The sequence below is a fragment of the Pseudomonas quebecensis genome, assembly GCF_026410085.1.
In the GTDB taxonomy this organism is placed as follows: Bacteria; Pseudomonadota; Gammaproteobacteria; order Pseudomonadales; family Pseudomonadaceae; genus Aquipseudomonas; species Aquipseudomonas quebecensis.
In genome coordinates this window covers 4,839,095-4,855,726 of sequence record NZ_CP112866.1, presented here as the reverse complement: position 1 = coordinate 4,855,726, position 16,632 = coordinate 4,839,095, and the positions used below count along the sequence as shown (strand labels likewise).

Below are 16,632 nucleotides of genomic sequence, written 5' to 3'. Positions count from 1 at the left end.
ATAAAAGCCGGGCAGAGCAGGCAATGCAAAAAAGCATATAGCTGGCTAATGATTCTTTCCAATATATTGTTCGACCTGTTTGATAGCTTTAACGACCTAATGAGGCAAGCATGGAATTACGTCATCTGCGGTATTTCATCGCGGTCGCCGAAGAGCTGCATTTTGGCCGTGCGGCGCAGGTACTGGGCATCTCGCAACCGCCCCTGAGCCAGCAGATCCAGGCGTTGGAGAACGAAGTGGGAGCGCGGCTGTTCGAGCGCACCAATCGTCGGGTCGAACTGAGTGAAGCGGGGCGCCTGTTCCTGCAAGAGGCACGCCTGGTGCTGGCCCAGGTCGATAAAGCCGCAGACGTGGCGCGGCGGGCACAGTTGGGCGAACTGGGAGAATTGAAGATTGGCTTCACGTCATCGGCGCCGTTCAATGCCAGCATTCCCCAGGCGATCTTTGCCTTCCGTCAGGCATTCCCGGCGGTTCACCTCAACCTGCAGGAAATGAGCAGCACCGAGGTGGCCGAGTCGCTGGTGGATGAGTCGATTCAGGTCGGGCTGATGCGTCCGTTGCCCTTGCCGGATTCGCTGGCTGTGATCGAGCTGATGCGCGAACCGCTGGTGGCCGTGCTGAGCGCCGGCCACCCTCTGGCGCAAGGCTCCGAGCGTGGCTTGCACCTGGCGCAATTGGCGCAGGAGCCGTTTGTGTTTTTCCCGCGCAGTTACGGCAGTGGCTTGTACGCCCAGTTGCTCAACCTGTGCCGCGACGCCGGCTTCAGCCCGCGCTTCGCCCAGGAAGCAGGGGAAGCGATGACGATTATCGGGTTGGTGGCGGCGGGGTTAGGCGTGTCGGTACTGCCGGCGTCGTATCAGCGCATCCGCATCGATGGCGTGGTCTATCGCACGTTGCTGGATCAGGAGGCGGTGACGGCGGTCTGGCTGGTGCAGCGCAAAGGCGTACAAACGCCGATGGCGAAGGCGTTTGTGGAGTTGTTGGTGGCGAGCGGGCTTGCCCCGCGTTGGGCTGCGCAGCAGCTCCAAAATCTGACGCTGTGATCTGTCTGAAAAAACGCGGTGATCTTGTTGGGGCCGCTTCGCAGCCCAACGCGGGGCAAGCCCGCTCGCCACAGAGGTGGTGCCTGGCTTTGGTTTTACTTCGACGTTCCCGTCTGCTCAAACAACTGCGCCGCCGACCCTGCCTCGCCACTTACACCATTGCTGCGCAACCCCGCCATGATGTCGTTATCCAGGTTGTTCACCCAGCGATTGTAATTGCGATGGATCTTGCCGTCCTTGTAGCCCAGGTCGCGGCTGTCGCGGTAGGTGATGGCATAGCTGCTGCGGGTGTAGTGGATGTCGATTTCAGCGTGGTACTGGCCGCGTACGGTGATTTCGGCCTGAACCAGTTGCGGGCTCAGGCGCTGCACGGTCCATTCGCGTTTCTGCAAGGCGTTGACGATCACCTGTTTCATTTTTTCTTCGCTGACCTGCGTTCCGGCCGGTAGCTCACTGTGAGGGTTGAGCACCGGTTTGCTGGTGCAGCCGGCGGCGCTCAGCAGAGCCAAAGTGATGAAGGTGGCGCGTAGCAAGGAAGACATTCCGTTTTCTCCAATCGATTAAAAAATCAGGACCAGCGGCGAAAGATCAGCGACGTATTGACGCCACCAAAGGCAAAATTGTTGTTCATCACATAGTCGTGATGCATCTGGCGAAAGCCGCCCTGCAGGTAATCCAGCTCGCCGCACTGCGGGTCGACCGTGTCCAGGTTGAAGGTGTGCACGTACTGGTCGCGGTTCATCATTTCGATGCTGAACCACGACTCCAGCGCCCCGCACGCGCCCAGGGTGTGGCCCAGAAAGCTCTTTTGCGAACTGATAGGCATGCGACTGCCGAACAGGCTGCTGGTGGCCAGGGTCTCGGCGATGTCGCCCTGATCGGTGGCGGTGCCATGCCCGTTTACGTAACCGATGGCGGCCGGTGCCAGCCCGGCGTCTTCCAGGGCCAGTTCCATGGCGCGGCGCATGGTTTTCTGTTCCGGGCGGGTGGTGTGCTGGCCGTCGGCGTTACTGCCGAAGCCGACGATTTCCGCATGGATGTGCGCACCGCGCGCCAGGGCGTGTTCCAGTTCTTCGAGCACCAGCATGCCGCCGCCTTCACCGATCACCAGGCCGTCGCGGCCGCTGTCGTAGGGGCGTGGGCTGGTCTGCGGTGCGTCGTTTTTCAGGCTGGTGGCGTACAGCGCATCGAATACCATGGCTTCGGTGGGGCAGAGCTCTTCGGCACCGCCGGCGAGCATCAACGGCAGGCGCCCGAACTTGATCGCCTCGTAGGCATAGCCGATGCCCTGGCTGCCGCTGGTGCAGGCGCTCGAAGTGGGAATCAAGCGCCCGGTCAGGCCAAAAAAGATGCTGATATTCGCCGCCGTGGTGTGCGGCATCATGCGCACATAGGAGTTGGCGTTGAGCCCCTCAGCCACCGAGTTGAGCAGCATGTTGCCGAAAGCCTTGATCTCATCGGTGCTGCCGGTGGACGAACCACAGGCCACCCCCATGCGCCCGTCCTTGATCGACTCATCGCCGAGCAAACCGGCATCCTGCAACGCCTGCTCCGCGGCCCACACCGCCAGGCGCGAGACGCGGCCCATGCTGCGCAATTGCTTGCGCGTCCAGTGGGAGGGCACCACGAAATCGTCGATGGGCCCGGCCAAGCGCGTGTTCAGTTCGGTGAAACGGTCCCATTCGTCCATGCGCCGGATACCGCTGCGGTTGGCGCGGAAGTTGGCCGAAATGGTCGGCCAGTCGCTGCCCAGGGAGGTCACGCCGGCCATGCCGGTGACGACGACACGCTTCATCAGCACAGGCCCCCATTCACCGCCAGCACCTGGCGGGTGATGTAACCGGCTTCCGCAGACATCAGGAAGTTCACCGCCCCGGCCACTTCTTCCGGGGTGCCCATGCGTTGTGCCGGGATCATTTTCATCAGTTCCTCGACGGGTACGTTTTCGTCCAGCATGGCCGTGTCGATCAGCCCCGGCGCGACGCAGTTGACCGTGATCCTGCGCTTGCCCAGCTCGATGGCCAGGGCCTTGGCCGCGCCGATCAGGCCGGCTTTCGAGGCACTGTAGTTGACCTGCCCGCGATTGCCGATCAGCCCCGATACCGAGGTAATGCACACGATGCGCCCGGCCGCGCGACGACGGATCATCGGCATCATCACCGGGTGCAGCACGTTGTAGAAACCGTCCAGATTGGTGCGCATCACCACGTCCCAGTCGTCCTCCGACAAGGCCGGGAACGCGCCGTCGCGGGTCAGGCCGGCGTTGAGCACCACGCCGTAATAGGCGCCGTGTTGCTCCACATCGGCTTCAAGGATGTGCTTGCAGCTGGCGCGATCCGCCACGTCGAACTGCAGCACCCGCGCCTGACGGCCCAGGGCCTGGATCTGCACCTGCACCGCATCCGCCTCGGCGCGGCCGCTGCGGCAGTGCAGCACAATGTCGTGGCCCGCCTGGGCCAGGCGCAGGGCAATGGCGCGGCCGATGCCACGGCTGGAGCCGGTGACCAGTACGGATTCAGTCATGGCGTTTCGTCCTTCGATTCATCTAAATAGGCGGCCGCCTGGGGCGGTCGAAATACGTTCAAGCGCGCGCTGGCGTGGAACCCGTCGCCGCGCAGGTGGCATTCGAACACACCCATGCCGTTGTCGTCTTCCAGCGACCGCAGGCCGTGGATGCTCAGCTCGGCGCCGGCCGGGAAGTGCTCGACGTTGCACTCGAACTTACGCGTGCCCAGCAGGAAGCCCAACGCCACCGGCTCGCCTTTGCGGCGGGCGTGGCAGCCGGCGTAGGCGGCGACGCTCTGGGCCATCAGTTCGATGCCGACCCAGGCCGGCAGGCTGCCGTCAGGGCGGTTGAACAGGCCACCGGGCTTGACGGTGGCGCGGGTGTGAATCTGTTCTTCGTCGAACGACAGCACCTGGTCGATCAGGATCATGTCGCCCGCGTGGGGGATCAGTTCGGCGAGTGGCCAATCGATCATGGGGCCTCTCCGATAATCAGGCTGACGTTGTTGCCGCCGAAGGCAAACGAGTTGCTCATCAGGCAGTTTTTCTCCAAAGGTTCGCCGACACGCGCCCATTGCAAGGCCGGGAGCACAGGGTCGGCCTCGCCGTCCCACACATGCGGTGGCACCTGGCCGTGGCGCAGGCTCAGCCAGCAGAACGCGGCTTCCAGCGCGCCGGCGGCGCCCAGGGTATGGCCGCTCATGGGTTTGGTCGACGAGCAGGTCACGCCGGCGGGGAACAGGCTGGCGACTGCCAGGCTTTCCATGGCGTCGTTGTGCTGGGTAGCGGTGCCATGCAGGTTCAGGTAGCCGATCTGCTCAGGCATCAGTTTTGCGCTGGCCAAGGCCTTGCGCATCGCCTGCAACGCGCCCTTGCCGCTCGGCTCCGGCGCGGAAATATGGTGCGCATCGCAACTGGCGCCGCTGCCCAACAGGGCGATGGGCGCCGGTTGCCTGCTCATCAGGAACAGCACGGCCGCTTCACCGATATTGATGCCGTCGCGGTTGCGCGAAAACGGGTTGCAGCGCGTGTCGGATACCGCTTCCAGCGCGCTGAAACCGTTGAGGGTCAGCTTGCACAGGCTGTCCACGCCGCCGCAGATCACCGCGTCGCACAGGCCCAGGTCCAGCAGGCGCCGGGCACTCATCAGCGCACGGGCGCTGGAGGTGCAGGCGGTGGAAATCACATAGGCCGGGCCGCTCAGTTGCAACCAGTCGGCGAGGAAATTTGCCGGCGCGCTGAGTTCCTGTTGCTGATAGTCATAGGTGCCGGGGAAGTGGTTGTCACGCAGGTACTCGGCGATGCCACGACTGGCCTCATCGATGCCCGAAGTACTGGTGCCGAGCACCACGCCCACGCGCGAGGTGCCGTAGGTGTGGATGGCCTGGCGAATCTCGTCCTCGATCTGCAACGCCGCTTCCAGCAACAGTTGATTGTTGCGGCTGCTTTGCTGGCCCAGTTCAACCGGGATACGCGCCAGCTCACCCTGCACGCCGCCCACCGGCAATACGCGTTCCGGCACCCAGCCACTTTCGGCGCGCATGCCCGAGCAATCGCCGGCGAACAGGTTGCGGCTGACTTCGGCCTGGCCTCGGCCAAGGGCGCAGATCAGGCCGAGGGCGTTCAGGTAGGCGCTCATCGGGCGGCTCCAAGCGGCGTGATGCGGTAGCTCAAAGGCTGCCCCGCGATGTTCACGCTGAATACTTCGGAAGACTGGTACACGATCTGCCAATGGCCCGGCAGGGTGCGCGTCAGGTCCCGCGCCTGGGCGCTGGGGTACAGCGCGCCCACCTCATCCGCCGACGTCAGGGCAAATAACAGCGCGGCGAACAGCTCACGCGCCTGCGGGTTGGGCGGCAGCAAGCCATCGGCCTGCCACTGGCCGTCGACCAGTTTCTGCCGGGCCTGGGGAATACCCAGCGGGTCCATCATCGACCAGCGCAATGCGGCGCCTTCGCGTTGCACCACCAGCAGCCAATCCTGGGTCTGGCCGTCCGCCAGGCGTTGCACATGCAGTTGCAGCGGCAGCGGCAGGCGCGGGGTGGTCGCGGGCAGCGGCGGCTGGCTGGCGCAGGCGCTGAGCAGCAACAGGCAACCGATCAATAACGCGCGGATCATGGCGCAACGCTCGCCAAGGGTTTGCGCGCCACGCAGTTGACCAGGGTTTCTTCGCGCTGGCCCACCGGTTTCGGCCGGCGCAGGCGCAGGCGTTCGAGCAGGCCGAAATCCTTCGAGCGGCTCCACCACAGGTAGGGGTATGAAACGTTCTGCGGGCCAAACTCAAAGCCTTGCTCGCGCAGCATCGCCAGGTATTCTTCGGCGCTTTTCTGCACGTGCATGGGGTGGCGGAACAGCCACCGGATCACCCAGGTGTCGATATAGGCTTCGGTGGATTCGGCAAACAACAGGTAGCCGCCGGGTTTGAGCACCCGGTAGAACTCTTGCAGCGCACGGTGCTGTTCCACCAGGTGGTGAAAGGTCTGGTGGCAGAACAGCAGGTCGACGCTGTCGTCGGCCATGTCGAGGGTGGCGCAATCGCTGCCGATCAGCTCGACGTTCAGGTCCTGGCGCTCGGCTTCGACCTGGCTCATCTGCAAACTGTGGGGGTCGGCATCCAGGCCGATCAGGCGCGCCGGTGCAAACGCTTGCTGCAGCAGGGTGAACGATTTGCCCTGACCGCAACCGGCGTCCAGCAGCACCGGCGCCTGGGGCAGCGGCTCGCTGAACAGGCCGCGCAGGTCGTTGATGGCCACGCGCAGCACGTAGTGTTGCCAGGTGTGGCTGCGCAGGAACCACAGGCCGAAGCGGGTTTCCTCGACGTAGTTTTTGCTCAGGTAGGGCGTACTCATACCGGCTCACTCGCACAGATTTCCGACAACATCCGCAAGCGTCGCTTGGGCTCGCTGACAAACGGGTTGCGCTCGTCCCATGCATAGCCGGCAAGGATCGAGCTGATCATGCGGCGAATCTCCGGGGCGCTGCCGGGATGGAAAATTACATCCTGGAACGTCCCGGCGTACCAGCCTTCGACGTAGCAACGGAAAGTATCGACGCCGCGCTTGAGGGGCGCGGCGAATTCGGTCTGCCAATCCACCGTCTCGCCGCTCAACTGGCGGTGCAGCACGCCGGCGGCCATGCTGGCCGAGCGCATGGCGATGGTCACACCGGAGGAGAACACCGGGTCGAGGAATTCCGCTGCGTTGCCCAACAGCGCAAAGCCCGGGCCGTGCAAGGTCGTGACGTTCGCCGAGTAGCCGCCGATGCTGCGCGCCGGCGTATCCCACACAGCGTTTTGCAGCACGCCGGCCAGGCTCGGCGTTTCGGCGATAAAGCCGCGCAGGCAAGCGTCCAGATCATCGCCACGGGTGTCGAAATGCTCCTTGGCCGCAACCACCCCCACCGAGCAGCGGCCGTTGCTGAACGGTATGGTCCAGAACCAGATGTCGCGCTGGGTGGGATGGGTGGTCACGAGGATCTTGGTGCGGTCGAAGCCTGGGTGTTCGATGCGGTCTTCGACGTGGGTGAACACCGCCTGACGCACCGGAAAATTCGACGGAGCTTCCAGGTCCAGCAGGCGCGGCAGCACGCGGCCGTAGCCGCTGGCATCGAGCACGAACTTGGCCTTGAGGTGGTACTCGCTGCCGTTCTCGCGACGCACATGCAAGTAACGGCAGTCACCTTTGAAGTCCACGCCGACGATGGTTTCGCCGTAGCGGATATCCACACCCTGCAGTTCGGCCTGGTCGGCCAGCAACTTGTCGAACTCGCCGCGCTGCACCTGGAACGTGGTGGGCTTGCCATCGCTGAACGTATCGCTGAAATCGAAGGCGCTGTAGCGCTCGCCCCAGGCGAACGCGGCACCGGTTTTCAGTTGGAAACCTGCTGCCTGCACGGCGTCCAGCATGCCGGCCTCTTCGATGAAATCGATGCAGTGGGACAGCAGGCTTTCACCGATCGAGAATCGCGGAAAGTGCTGGCGCTCGATGATCAATACGTCATGCCCCTTGCGTTTGAGCAGCGCGGCGGCGATAGCGCCGGACGGGCCGGCACCGATCACCACGACCTGGCGACGTTCCATTTCAACTGTGGGCACGAGGGCTCCTTGCCGCATGGGCGATAATCACATTCATAAGGCATGTTTCTGTTGGCCGGCCCAGGGCGCCAGCATAAAGCTGAACGCCAGGCCCAGGCTGACCGATAGACCGAAATTACTCACCGCCGGTGTACTCGACACCGCCAGCAGACCAAACGATAGCCATGTCGTCAGCGCCGCCAGCAGTGTACCCAGCAGGCTGACCGCCGCGCCGCCGATCTGTTCGCGCATCAGGATCGCGTAGTCGACACTGATCGCCGTGACCAGCAGCAGGCCGAACAGGCTGAACAGCGTCAGCGGCTGGCCCAGCCAACCGAGGCTGGCCAGGCTGCACAGCGCGGCCAGCAGCGGCAGTGCGACGATGCGCAAGGCACCGCCGACACCAAACGGCATGATGAGCAGCAGGACGATCAACCCGCACGACAGCAGCTTCAATTCGGCGGCGCTGATCTGCGTGGCGGCGAACACCCGGTTCAGGTCGCCCAGGCGATCCACCAGTTGCACGCCCGGCAGGTCCGCCGCCTGAGCGTGCAGCAACGCCGGGTTGTTCAAGCCTTGCAGGCTGACCATCGCCGCCACGCCGCCGTCCACCGGCCCCAGCCACAGTGTGCGCCAGGGTTCGGCCAGCGGGCCCGCCAGTGCGGCGTCGATGTCTTCGGTGGGCAGCGCCTGCAGTTGTGCGATTTCCGCCTGCAGGGCACTGGCGGGCACGCCGAGGTCCAGCAGCGGCTGCCAATGCTGGGGCAGGCGGTTCAATGCGTCGCGCACCTGCTGTTGCTCGGCGGGGCGGCTGACCAATTGGTTGAGTGCCAGGTAGCCCTGTAGTTTGCCCGTGTTCACCAATTGATCCAGACGCTGGCCCAGGGTGTCCAGGCGCTCCAGCAACTGGGGCTGGTCCGGCGCGCGCACCAGAAAGAACTGGCTGGTGGGCTGGAACCCGGTGATGCGCGCCACGGCCTGGGCCTCCTGTAGCAACTGCGGCGGCGCGCCGATCCATTGGCGAATGTCGTTCTTGGTATTCAACTGCCACAGGCCACCGGCGCAGAACAGCAGCACCAACGCCAGTAACACCGCACTGGGGACGCGCTTGAGCAACGCGGCGCGCAGCTGCCATAGACGTTCGGCGATGCGCAACGGCCAGTGCGCCGGGCGCAGTTCGACGCCGTTGAGCAGCGCCGGCAACAGGCACACCGCCGACAGGTACGCCCCCACCAGCCCGGCGGCGGAGAACACAGCGATCTGGGTCAGTGCCGGGAACGGCGTCCAGGCCAGCGCCAGGTAGCCGATGCAACTGGTCGCCAGGCTCAGGCTCAGCCCCGGTAACGTCAGGCGCAGCGCCGGCCAGCTGCGCCACGGTTGCAGGCTCCAACTCTTGGACAAGTAGTGCAGCGGGTAATCCACCGCCACGCCGATCAGGCTCGAGCCCAGCACCAGCGTCATCACATGCATATGGCCGAACAGCGCCACACAGGCCACCGCGCCGAACAGCATGCCCACCAGTACCGGCACGAACGCCAGCAGCACGCGCCAGCGCCGGAACGCCAGCAACAGCAGCAACAGAATGCCTACGGTCGCGCCGCCGCCAACCCAGGTGATTTCGCGAGTGGCCTGTTGCTGACCGTTGGCGGCGTACAGCAGGCCGCTGGCGGCCAGCAATTGCGCGCCCTGTGCGTCGGCCTCGGCGCGGCTGGCCTGGAGCAGGTCCGCCACGCGCAGTGGCAGGTGCATATCGAAGGCGTTGCCGGTGGTGCGCGCGCGCAGCAGCACCCAGCTCTTGCCGTCGGCATCGGCAATCAGCGCACCGCTGCCGATATCCAACTGCACCGCGCCACGTTGCGGTTGGCTGTTCTGGATGCGCCCGGTCAGGCCCAGCCAATCCTCCTGGCTGGGCACCAGGCTGAAGCCGTTGAAGGGGTCGAACAGCGCTTGCACACGCTGCTGGATGAAAGCGTCGGGATGCTCGATCAGTTGCGCGCGGTCCTTGGCCGACAGCATCGCCAGGCGTCCGCGCAGCAGTTGCTCGCGCAGCGCCGGTAGATCGGCCTGCAGGTTCCACTGCACCTTTTCGAACAGGCCGCTGGCCTGCCAGCGTTCGCCCAATTGCCGGGCCACGGCCACCGCCTGCTGGCGGTCGGTGTGGCCCACCAGTACCAGCATCTCGCGGTTCAGCGGCTCCTGCATGCGCTGCTCGGCCTGCTGCTCCAGAGCATTCGGCGTGCTGCCGGGCACCAGCTCCATCAGGTTGGCCGACAGTGGCGCGCCGTGGCGCCACTGCCAGCCGGCCAGGGCCAGCACGGCCACCAGCAGGATCAGGAACAGGCGCGGCAGCTGGCGCTCACTGGGCAAAATCGTGTTGCTCCGCATCGCTCAAAGGTTGATCGGCGGTGCTGTCCTGCATACGCAATACGGTACTGTCGCCCTGGGTTTCCAGCAGTTCGATGGTTTGCACCAGCGCGCCACCCTCGATGTTGATCCGGGTGAACACTTGCTTGAGCAGCAGCGAGCGCGGGATCAGCGTGAGCTTCCACTGCGTGGCCTCGCCTTGCAGTTGCAGCTCGAAGTCACGTTGCAAGCCACTGCTGTCGCCTTGCAGCACGGCGAGGAACAAACGATTCTGCTCGGCGCCGGCGCTCTTGTTCGGCAGCAACTGCCAGCCATTGGCATCACGGCGGGCGATGCCTTGGGCGCTGATGCGGTAATCCTGTTGCAACGGCGTCTTGAGCAGCCATAGCAAGCCGTGGTTCTTGGCCAGGACGAAGGTGCCTTTGCTGACCAACGGCTGCGGCAGGGCGCGCAGGTGTTTTTCCTGGGTGAAGCTGCCGTGAATCACCGAGGGTTTGGCCAACTGGTCGCTGAGTTGCTGCAGGTCGAAGGCCTGGGCTTGAAGCGACAGCAGCAATGCGCCGAGGAAGGTGATCAGTTTCATGACAAGGCCCTGTCGACGGCGTCGGTGAAGACTTTGGGGGACGCCAGCTGCATCTCGCGAGTGGCGATTTCTACCGCCACCTGCACGGTGCTGGCGCGGGTCAGGCGCTCGCCGCTGGCCCGGTCGGTAATCAGGTAGTTGACCTTCAAGCGGTTCTCCCATTCCACCAGGCTGGCGCGCACATTGAGGGTCTGGCCGAACACCGCCCCCCGCACATAGCGCAGTTGCATGTCGATGACCGGCCAGGCATAGCCCGAGTCGAGCATGTGCGTGTAGTTGTGGCCGATCTTGTCCAGCAGCGCGCAGCGCGCCACTTCCAGGTATTTCACATAGTGCCCGTGCCACACCACGTGCATGGTGTCGACATCGAAAAACGGCACGAGGATCTCGGTGTCGCAGTGCAACACGCCCTGACTACGCATGCAGCCTCCAATGTTGTTCGGCGATGCGTTGCAGACACAGGCGCAGCTCGCCTTCCAGGGCGCGGTCTTCGATCACCGGTGGGAAGTCTTGGGTCAGTTCTGCGTGCATGGCCGCCAGCGCCGGTGGCAGCGGGCGCGCGTCGTCGGCCTGGGCGCGCAGCCACACGCCCTGGTTGGCGGCCAGCAGCGTGGCGGCGGCGACCTGTTCGGTCAGCTCCAGCACGCGGATCGCATCGCGGGCGGCGATGGTGCCCATGCTGACTTTGTCCTGGTTGTGGCATTCGGTGGAGCGCGAGAACACGCTGGCCGGCATGGTGTTTTTCAACGCTTCGGCGGTCCAGGCGCTGGTGCCGATCTGCACCGCCTTGAAGCCGTGGTTGATCATCGCGCGGTCGGCCGGCGCGCCGGACAGGTTGCTCGGCAGGCCGTGGTTGTAGCGCACGTCCACCAGCAGGGCCAGTTGTCGGTCGAGCAGGTCGGCGACGTTGGCCACCAGGGTCTTGAGGCTGTCCATGGCGAAGGCGATATGCCCGCCGTAAAAATGCCCACCGTGCAGTACGCGTTCTTCCTCGGCGTCGATGATCGGGTTGTCGTTGGCGCTGTTCAGCTCGATTTCGATAAACGAACGCAGCCAATTCAGGCTGTCGGCCAGCACGCCGAGCACATGGGGAGCGCAGCGCAGCGAATAGCGATCCTGCAAGCGGTGCAGCGGCGCGGTGGGTGCATCAATCGCCAAGTCCTTGCGCAGCCAGGCGGCGACTTGCATCTGCCCCGGGTGCGGCTTGGCGGCGAACAGGCGCTCGTCGAAGTGTTCGGGGTTGCCTTGCAGCGCCACCACGTTCAGCGCGGTGATACGCGTGGCCAGTTGCAGCAGATAGTCGGCGCGGGCAAACGCCAGGCAGGCCAGGCCGGTCATTACGGCGGTGCCGTTCATCAAGGCCAGGGCTTCCTTGGGGCGCAGCACCAGCGGTTGCCAACCCAGTTCGCGATGCACATCGGCGGCCGCGCGGCGTTCGCCACGGAACAGCACCTCACGTTCGCCGGACAGCGTCGCCGCCACATAGGACAGCGGCGTCAGGTCGCCGCTGGCGCCCACCGAACCTTCCTGCGGGATCAGCGGCAGCACGTCGTGTTCCAGAAACGCTTGCAGACGCTCCAGTAACTCAACGCGTACCCCGGACACGCCGTGGCACAGCGACTGCAAGCGCGCGGCCAGCACGGCGCGGGTGGCCTGGGCGTCGAGTAACTGCCCCAGGCCGCAGCCGTGGAAGGTATACAGATGACGGGGCAGGGCTTCGACGTGCTGCAACGGCACCGCCACCACGCACGAGTCGCCGTAGCCGGTGGTCACGCCGTAGATCACGCCTTCCTTGTCCAGCAGCGAGTCGAGGAACTGCGCGCCCTTGGCGATGCGCTGGCGATAGGCCGCGTCGCTTTGCAGCTGGGTAGGTACCTGACGGTTGGCCAGGGCCAGCACGTCTTCGATGCGCAGGGGGCGTTCGCCAAAGGTTACCGGCTCAAGATGCGTCGTCATCGGTCTTCCAGAAAGGGTAAAAGTTGAACCATTGTTGGGGCGCTTCCAGGCAGAAATCGGCCAGGCGCGCGGCGTAGCGTGAGGTCCACTGGGCGATGACCTGCTCGCGGGTGCTGCGTTTCCATTCGATCGATGGCGCGAACGGTTCGATGGTCAGGCGATAACGGCCATTGTGCTTGAGGCACATCAGCAGGTTCACCGGGCAGTTGAGCAGGCCGGCCAAGAGCCAAGGGCCCTGGGGAAATGCGGCGGCGTGCCCGAGGAAATCCACGCGCACCGTGCGCCCGCCGTGCAGCGGCACGCGGTCGCCGGCGATCGCCAGCCATTCGCCGTCGTCCAAGCGCTGGCTGAGCAGCAGCATGGTGGCCGGGTCCAGCTCGCTGACCTGAATCAGGCGCAAATGGGTCGCGCCGGCTTCGCCCAGCAGACGGTTGAAGCGTTCGGCGTGCTTGGTGTGCACCAGCACGTTCATGGTCACCTGTTCGCCGATCTCCGCCAGCGCGCGGCACACTTCCAGATTGCCAAGGTGTGCCCCCACCAGCATCTGCCCGCGCTCGCCGCGCAATTGCCCGCGTAGTTTGGCCGGGTCGTCGATGTCGATCTGTTCGATGCGCAGCTTGCCGTTCCACACATCGAGCTTGTCGAGCAAGGCGTCGGCGAAGGCCATGAACTGGCCGAAGACTTTTCTATGGGAGGGGCGCAATTCAGTGCGCCCGCTCCACTCGGCCAGGCGCTGCTGGTACTGCCAGGCGCTCTGGCGCGCGGTGCGGCCGAACACGAAGAAGTACAACACGATGCCGTACAGCACCGGGCTCAGCAGGCGCCGGCCCAGCACTTTGGCGGCGAACGCGGTGAGTTTCATCAGCCAATAGCTGCCGCGTTCTTCGCGGTCGGCCCAGTGCTTGGTGCTGTCGCTCATGCCTGCCACCGCCGCCACAGGATCATCGGCGCGCGCACCAGCATGCCGAAGAACAGCCGCGCATGCATGGCGCTGATGCGCACGTTGTCGCGCAACAGGCGAAAGTGCGACAGGCCGTCGGCCGGGTAGTGCACCTGCGTCGGCAGCCAGCGCATGGGCTGGTTGCGCCAGGCCAGACGCACCAGGATGTCGGAATCAAAATCCATGTGCGTGCCGATGTAGGCCGACTCCATCAGGGCCAACACCGGCGCCAGCGGGTACACGCGAAAGCCGCACATCGAGTCGCGGATCTGCAGCGACAGGGTATTGATCCATACCCATACGTGGGTCAGGTAACGCGCGTACAGCCGGCCTTTGGGCACGCTTTCGTCGTATTCGGGGTAGCCGCAGATCAGCGCGTCGGGCTGGCGGCGAGAGGCGTCGATAAAGGTCTCGACTTCGCGCAGGTCGTGTTGGCCGTCGGCATCGACCTGCAAGGCATGACTGAAGCCCAGGCGCGCCGCTTCGCGAAAGCCCGCCATCACCGCGCCGCCTTTGCCCTGGTTGGTCGGCAGGGTCAGCAGGGTGACATTCTCCAGCCGCGCCAGTTGCGCCAGCACCGCTGCGCAGGCCGGGCTGCTGCCATCGTCCACCAACAGGCACGGCAGGCCGCTGTTCAACAGGCTATGGACCACGGCGGGCACGGCGGCTTCGTGGTTATAGACCGGGATCAGGGCGCAGGGGTTATGCATGGGCAGGTTCCAGCAGAATGCGGCCACTGGAGCACGCGGCGACGTCGTTGCGATAGGCGAAATACAATTTGCCGCGCTCTGTGTCGAAACGCAGGTGCAGTTCGATCTGGTCGCCGGGGCGTACCAGTTGCTGGAACTTGAGCACTTCCATGCCGGCAAAGGTCGGCGGCAGGTCGAGCAGTTGTCGGCCGAGGTTGAACGCCCATTCCACTTGCACCACCCCCGGCAGAACCGGTGTGACCGGAAAGTGCCCGCTGAAATACGCCAGGTCCGGCGGTACGCTCAATTGCAGCGTCCATTCGCCGTCGATTTCAACCTGTTCCAACACCTGCGGTGCCTTCGGCCGTGGCGCCATGAGCAGCGCCGCCACGTCGGCCTGGGGCAGTTTGCCTTGGGCGTTGAGTGGCAGTTGGCTCAGCAGGCGCCAGCGGCGCGGCAGGGCCAGGGCTTCGCAATGTTGGCTCAAGTGCTGGCGCAGGGTCTGGGTGACGCTGCGCCGCCCCTGATTGCGCAGGGCGTGCACACCGGCGGCGCTTAACACCACGAGGGCGCCGAGGGACGCGCGGTTTTCCTCGACCACGCCCAACCGTGTTTCGGCCACCCACGGGTGGGCCATCAACGCCTGTTCGAGCATGGGCAGGGAGATGCGTTTTTCTTCCAGTTTGACGATGCGATCCAGACGCCCCAGCAGCTCGAAGCGGCCATCGGCATGCAGGCGCGCGGCGTCGGCGGTCTGTTCGATATGCCCGGCCGGCAGGTACGGCGAAGCGATGCGCAGGGCGCCGTCGGCGTCCTGGCTCAGGTGCACATCGGCAAACGGCTGCCAGGGTTGATTGCCCTGGCGCCAGGCAATGCCGCCGGTTTCCGAGCTGCCGAGGATTTCCGTCGGCCATTGCTGCAGGCGTTCATACAGACTGCCGGCGGCTTCCATCGGCAACGCGCCGCCGGAGGAGAACACGCGCGCTACCTGGCTCAGCGCCGGCCAATCAAGGTTGTCGCCCATGCGCTTGAGCAACGCCGGGCTGGCCACCCAGGCAAACCGTGTGTGTTCGCGGCTGGCGCGCTGTAAATCTTCGGGGAAGGCCAGTTGCTGACGCACAAACGTGCGACCGGCACACAGCGGCCACAGCACACGGAACAGCAAGCCGTAGATATGCTGCGTGGCGACACTGCCGATGATGCAGGCACCGTCGAGGTCGGCGCCCCATAGGGTTTCCAGGGCCTGCACTTCGTTGGCCAACTGGCGCAGGGTCTTGTCGATGCGCTTGGGTTCGCCGCTGGAGCCGGAGGTGCACAGGCTCAGTTGGCAGGTGTCCAGGTCCAGCGCGGCCGGGTTCAGGGGCGACTGATACACGGCGTCAAGGTCAGCGGCCTCGGTCAGCCAGGCATCCACGCATTCGTCCCAGCGTTGACGGGTCTGGGGTTGCAGGTCGGCGGGCAGCAGCACGCTGACCCCGGCACGCCAGGCGCCCAGCAGGGCGATCGCCAGCAGGCCGGCATCTTCCAGGTGTACGGCCAGGCGCTGGATGCCACGGCGTTGCAGCCCGGCGGCCAGGCACAGGGCCTGGTCGCGCAGTTGGGCGTGATTCAGGTTGGCGCACACCGAACGCTGCGCCACCGGCTCAAGCAACAGATGCTCAAGGTTCAACCAATTCATATGCGGCCCCGCACCCTTTGTCGTACCAGCCATTCCACGGCAAACAGCAGCCCCATCAGCCCGTAGGCGATCAGGCCGTTGTACAACGTCCACCAGCTCAGCGGTGCCCACAAGGTGAGGGCGGCCGCGAGCAGGCCATTAACCAAGAAAAAGACACTCCAGACCACGGTGACCTGGCGCGTGTACACGATGGCTTCGGGTGGCAGCTCCGGTTCCGTCATGCGCGCCAGGCGTTCAACCATCGGCGGGCCGTATTTCAGGCTCAAGCCGAACAGCGTGAGCATGAACGCGCTGACCAGGCTCGGGTACCAGCGCAGCAGCTGCGGGTTGTCGAACCAGGCCAGCAGCAGGCAGAACACGATCACCGCCACCGCCATCCAGCGGCTGCCGGGTCTGCGCGCGGCGGTGAGCGCCCGCAACAGCCACAGGCCGCCCAGCAGCAGGCCGAATTGCCACGGCGCAAAATGCTCGGTGCCGTAATACACCGCGAAGGGGTACAACAGCCCCGCCAGCAACAGGCCAAGGCCAATCAGCCGGCTCATGCGGCCGGTTGGACCAGACGGTACACCGCCTCAACCACATCGTTCACAGTGCGCACCGCCTTGAATTCCTCGGCGGCGATCTTCTTGCCGGTCTGGCGCTTGATATGGTCGATCAGGTCCACCGCATCGATGCTGTCGATTTCCAGGTCCTGATACAGGTTGGCGTCGAGGGTGACGCGCTCCGGGGGCAGTTCAAACAGTTCCACCAAGGCATCGCGCAGGGTGTTGAAAATATCGTCACGAGTTTGCATGGTCCGGTC

General features: G+C 64.8%; 18 protein-coding genes. 1 reads left to right on the top strand and 17 read right to left on the bottom strand.

Annotated elements, in window-relative coordinates; translation table 11 throughout:
- Window positions 1–110 precede the first annotated feature (110 nt).
- Entirely contained in the window at window positions 111–1,043 is a 933-nt protein-coding gene (locus OSC50_RS22605; RefSeq protein ID WP_266245560.1) for a LysR family transcriptional regulator, read from the top strand.
- Window positions 1,044–1,138: 95 nt separating this feature from the next.
- Here OSC50_RS22605 and OSC50_RS22600 read toward each other — a convergent pair whose 3' ends face one another.
- The 17 genes from OSC50_RS22600 to OSC50_RS22520 are packed head-to-tail and all read right to left on the bottom strand — an operon-like array spanning window position 1,139 to window position 16,623.
- Window positions 1,139–1,585: a hypothetical protein gene (locus tag OSC50_RS22600; protein WP_181080360.1), complete on the bottom strand. Its 447-nt coding sequence runs from the start codon at window positions 1,583–1,585 to the stop codon at window positions 1,139–1,141.
- A 26-nt stretch (window positions 1,586–1,611) separates the two neighbouring features.
- A complete protein-coding gene (locus OSC50_RS22595) occupies window positions 1,612–2,838 on the bottom strand; it encodes a beta-ketoacyl-ACP synthase (RefSeq protein WP_034095712.1) in 1,227 nt (408 codons plus the stop codon).
- Window positions 2,838–3,566, bottom strand: a complete 729-nt coding sequence (gene fabG, locus OSC50_RS22590) for a 3-oxoacyl-ACP reductase FabG (protein ID WP_181080361.1) — start codon at window positions 3,564–3,566, stop codon at window positions 2,838–2,840. The genes OSC50_RS22595 and fabG overlap by 1 nt, the downstream gene beginning before the upstream one ends.
- Window positions 3,563–4,024, bottom strand: coding sequence for a hotdog family protein (locus OSC50_RS22585; protein WP_034136590.1), 462 nt, complete (start codon window positions 4,022–4,024; stop codon window positions 3,563–3,565). Before OSC50_RS22585 ends, fabG begins: the two co-directional genes overlap by 4 nt.
- Window positions 4,021–5,187: a beta-ketoacyl-[acyl-carrier-protein] synthase family protein gene (locus OSC50_RS22580; protein ID WP_266245565.1), complete on the bottom strand. Its 1,167-nt coding sequence runs from the start codon at window positions 5,185–5,187 to the stop codon at window positions 4,021–4,023. The genes OSC50_RS22585 and OSC50_RS22580 overlap by 4 nt, the downstream gene beginning before the upstream one ends.
- Entirely contained in the window at window positions 5,184–5,666 is a 483-nt protein-coding gene (locus OSC50_RS22575; RefSeq protein WP_266245567.1) for a hypothetical protein, read from the bottom strand. Before OSC50_RS22575 ends, OSC50_RS22580 begins: the two co-directional genes overlap by 4 nt.
- The gene (locus OSC50_RS22570; RefSeq protein WP_266245569.1) at window positions 5,663–6,397 is read right to left on the bottom strand and encodes a class I SAM-dependent methyltransferase; all 735 of its coding nucleotides are present in this window, start codon (window positions 6,395–6,397) and stop codon (window positions 5,663–5,665) included. Before OSC50_RS22570 ends, OSC50_RS22575 begins: the two co-directional genes overlap by 4 nt.
- Window positions 6,394–7,641: an NAD(P)/FAD-dependent oxidoreductase gene (locus OSC50_RS22565; RefSeq protein ID WP_266245571.1), complete on the bottom strand. Its 1,248-nt coding sequence runs from the start codon at window positions 7,639–7,641 to the stop codon at window positions 6,394–6,396. The genes OSC50_RS22570 and OSC50_RS22565 overlap by 4 nt, the downstream gene beginning before the upstream one ends.
- Window positions 7,642–7,674: 33 nt before the next feature.
- Window positions 7,675–9,987 carry an MMPL family transporter gene (locus tag OSC50_RS22560; RefSeq protein ID WP_266245573.1) on the bottom strand — a complete coding sequence of 771 codons (2,313 nt, stop codon included), beginning with the start codon at window positions 9,985–9,987 and terminating at the stop codon, window positions 7,675–7,677.
- Window positions 9,977–10,567, bottom strand: a complete 591-nt coding sequence (locus tag OSC50_RS22555) for an outer membrane lipoprotein carrier protein LolA (RefSeq protein ID WP_266245575.1) — start codon at window positions 10,565–10,567, stop codon at window positions 9,977–9,979. The genes OSC50_RS22560 and OSC50_RS22555 overlap by 11 nt, the downstream gene beginning before the upstream one ends.
- Window positions 10,564–10,989, bottom strand: a complete 426-nt coding sequence (locus OSC50_RS22550) for an acyl-CoA thioesterase (RefSeq protein WP_034095527.1) — start codon at window positions 10,987–10,989, stop codon at window positions 10,564–10,566. The genes OSC50_RS22555 and OSC50_RS22550 overlap by 4 nt, the downstream gene beginning before the upstream one ends.
- Window positions 10,982–12,523: an HAL/PAL/TAL family ammonia-lyase gene (locus OSC50_RS22545; RefSeq protein WP_181080369.1), complete on the bottom strand. Its 1,542-nt coding sequence runs from the start codon at window positions 12,521–12,523 to the stop codon at window positions 10,982–10,984. The genes OSC50_RS22550 and OSC50_RS22545 overlap by 8 nt, the downstream gene beginning before the upstream one ends.
- The gene (locus OSC50_RS22540) at window positions 12,507–13,442 is read right to left on the bottom strand and encodes a lysophospholipid acyltransferase family protein (RefSeq protein WP_266245578.1); all 936 of its coding nucleotides are present in this window, start codon (window positions 13,440–13,442) and stop codon (window positions 12,507–12,509) included. Before OSC50_RS22540 ends, OSC50_RS22545 begins: the two co-directional genes overlap by 17 nt.
- Window positions 13,439–14,173: a glycosyltransferase family 2 protein gene (locus OSC50_RS22535; RefSeq protein WP_266245580.1), complete on the bottom strand. Its 735-nt coding sequence runs from the start codon at window positions 14,171–14,173 to the stop codon at window positions 13,439–13,441. The genes OSC50_RS22540 and OSC50_RS22535 overlap by 4 nt, the downstream gene beginning before the upstream one ends.
- Window positions 14,166–15,830 carry an acyl-CoA synthetase family protein gene (locus tag OSC50_RS22530; RefSeq protein WP_181080371.1) on the bottom strand — a complete coding sequence of 555 codons (1,665 nt, stop codon included), beginning with the start codon at window positions 15,828–15,830 and terminating at the stop codon, window positions 14,166–14,168. The genes OSC50_RS22535 and OSC50_RS22530 overlap by 8 nt, the downstream gene beginning before the upstream one ends.
- The gene (locus tag OSC50_RS22525) at window positions 15,827–16,372 is read right to left on the bottom strand and encodes a COG4648 family protein (RefSeq protein WP_181080372.1); all 546 of its coding nucleotides are present in this window, start codon (window positions 16,370–16,372) and stop codon (window positions 15,827–15,829) included. Before OSC50_RS22525 ends, OSC50_RS22530 begins: the two co-directional genes overlap by 4 nt.
- Window positions 16,369–16,623, bottom strand: a complete 255-nt coding sequence (locus OSC50_RS22520; protein WP_003187949.1) for an acyl carrier protein — start codon at window positions 16,621–16,623, stop codon at window positions 16,369–16,371. The genes OSC50_RS22525 and OSC50_RS22520 overlap by 4 nt, the downstream gene beginning before the upstream one ends.
- Window positions 16,624–16,632: the final 9 nt, after the last annotated feature.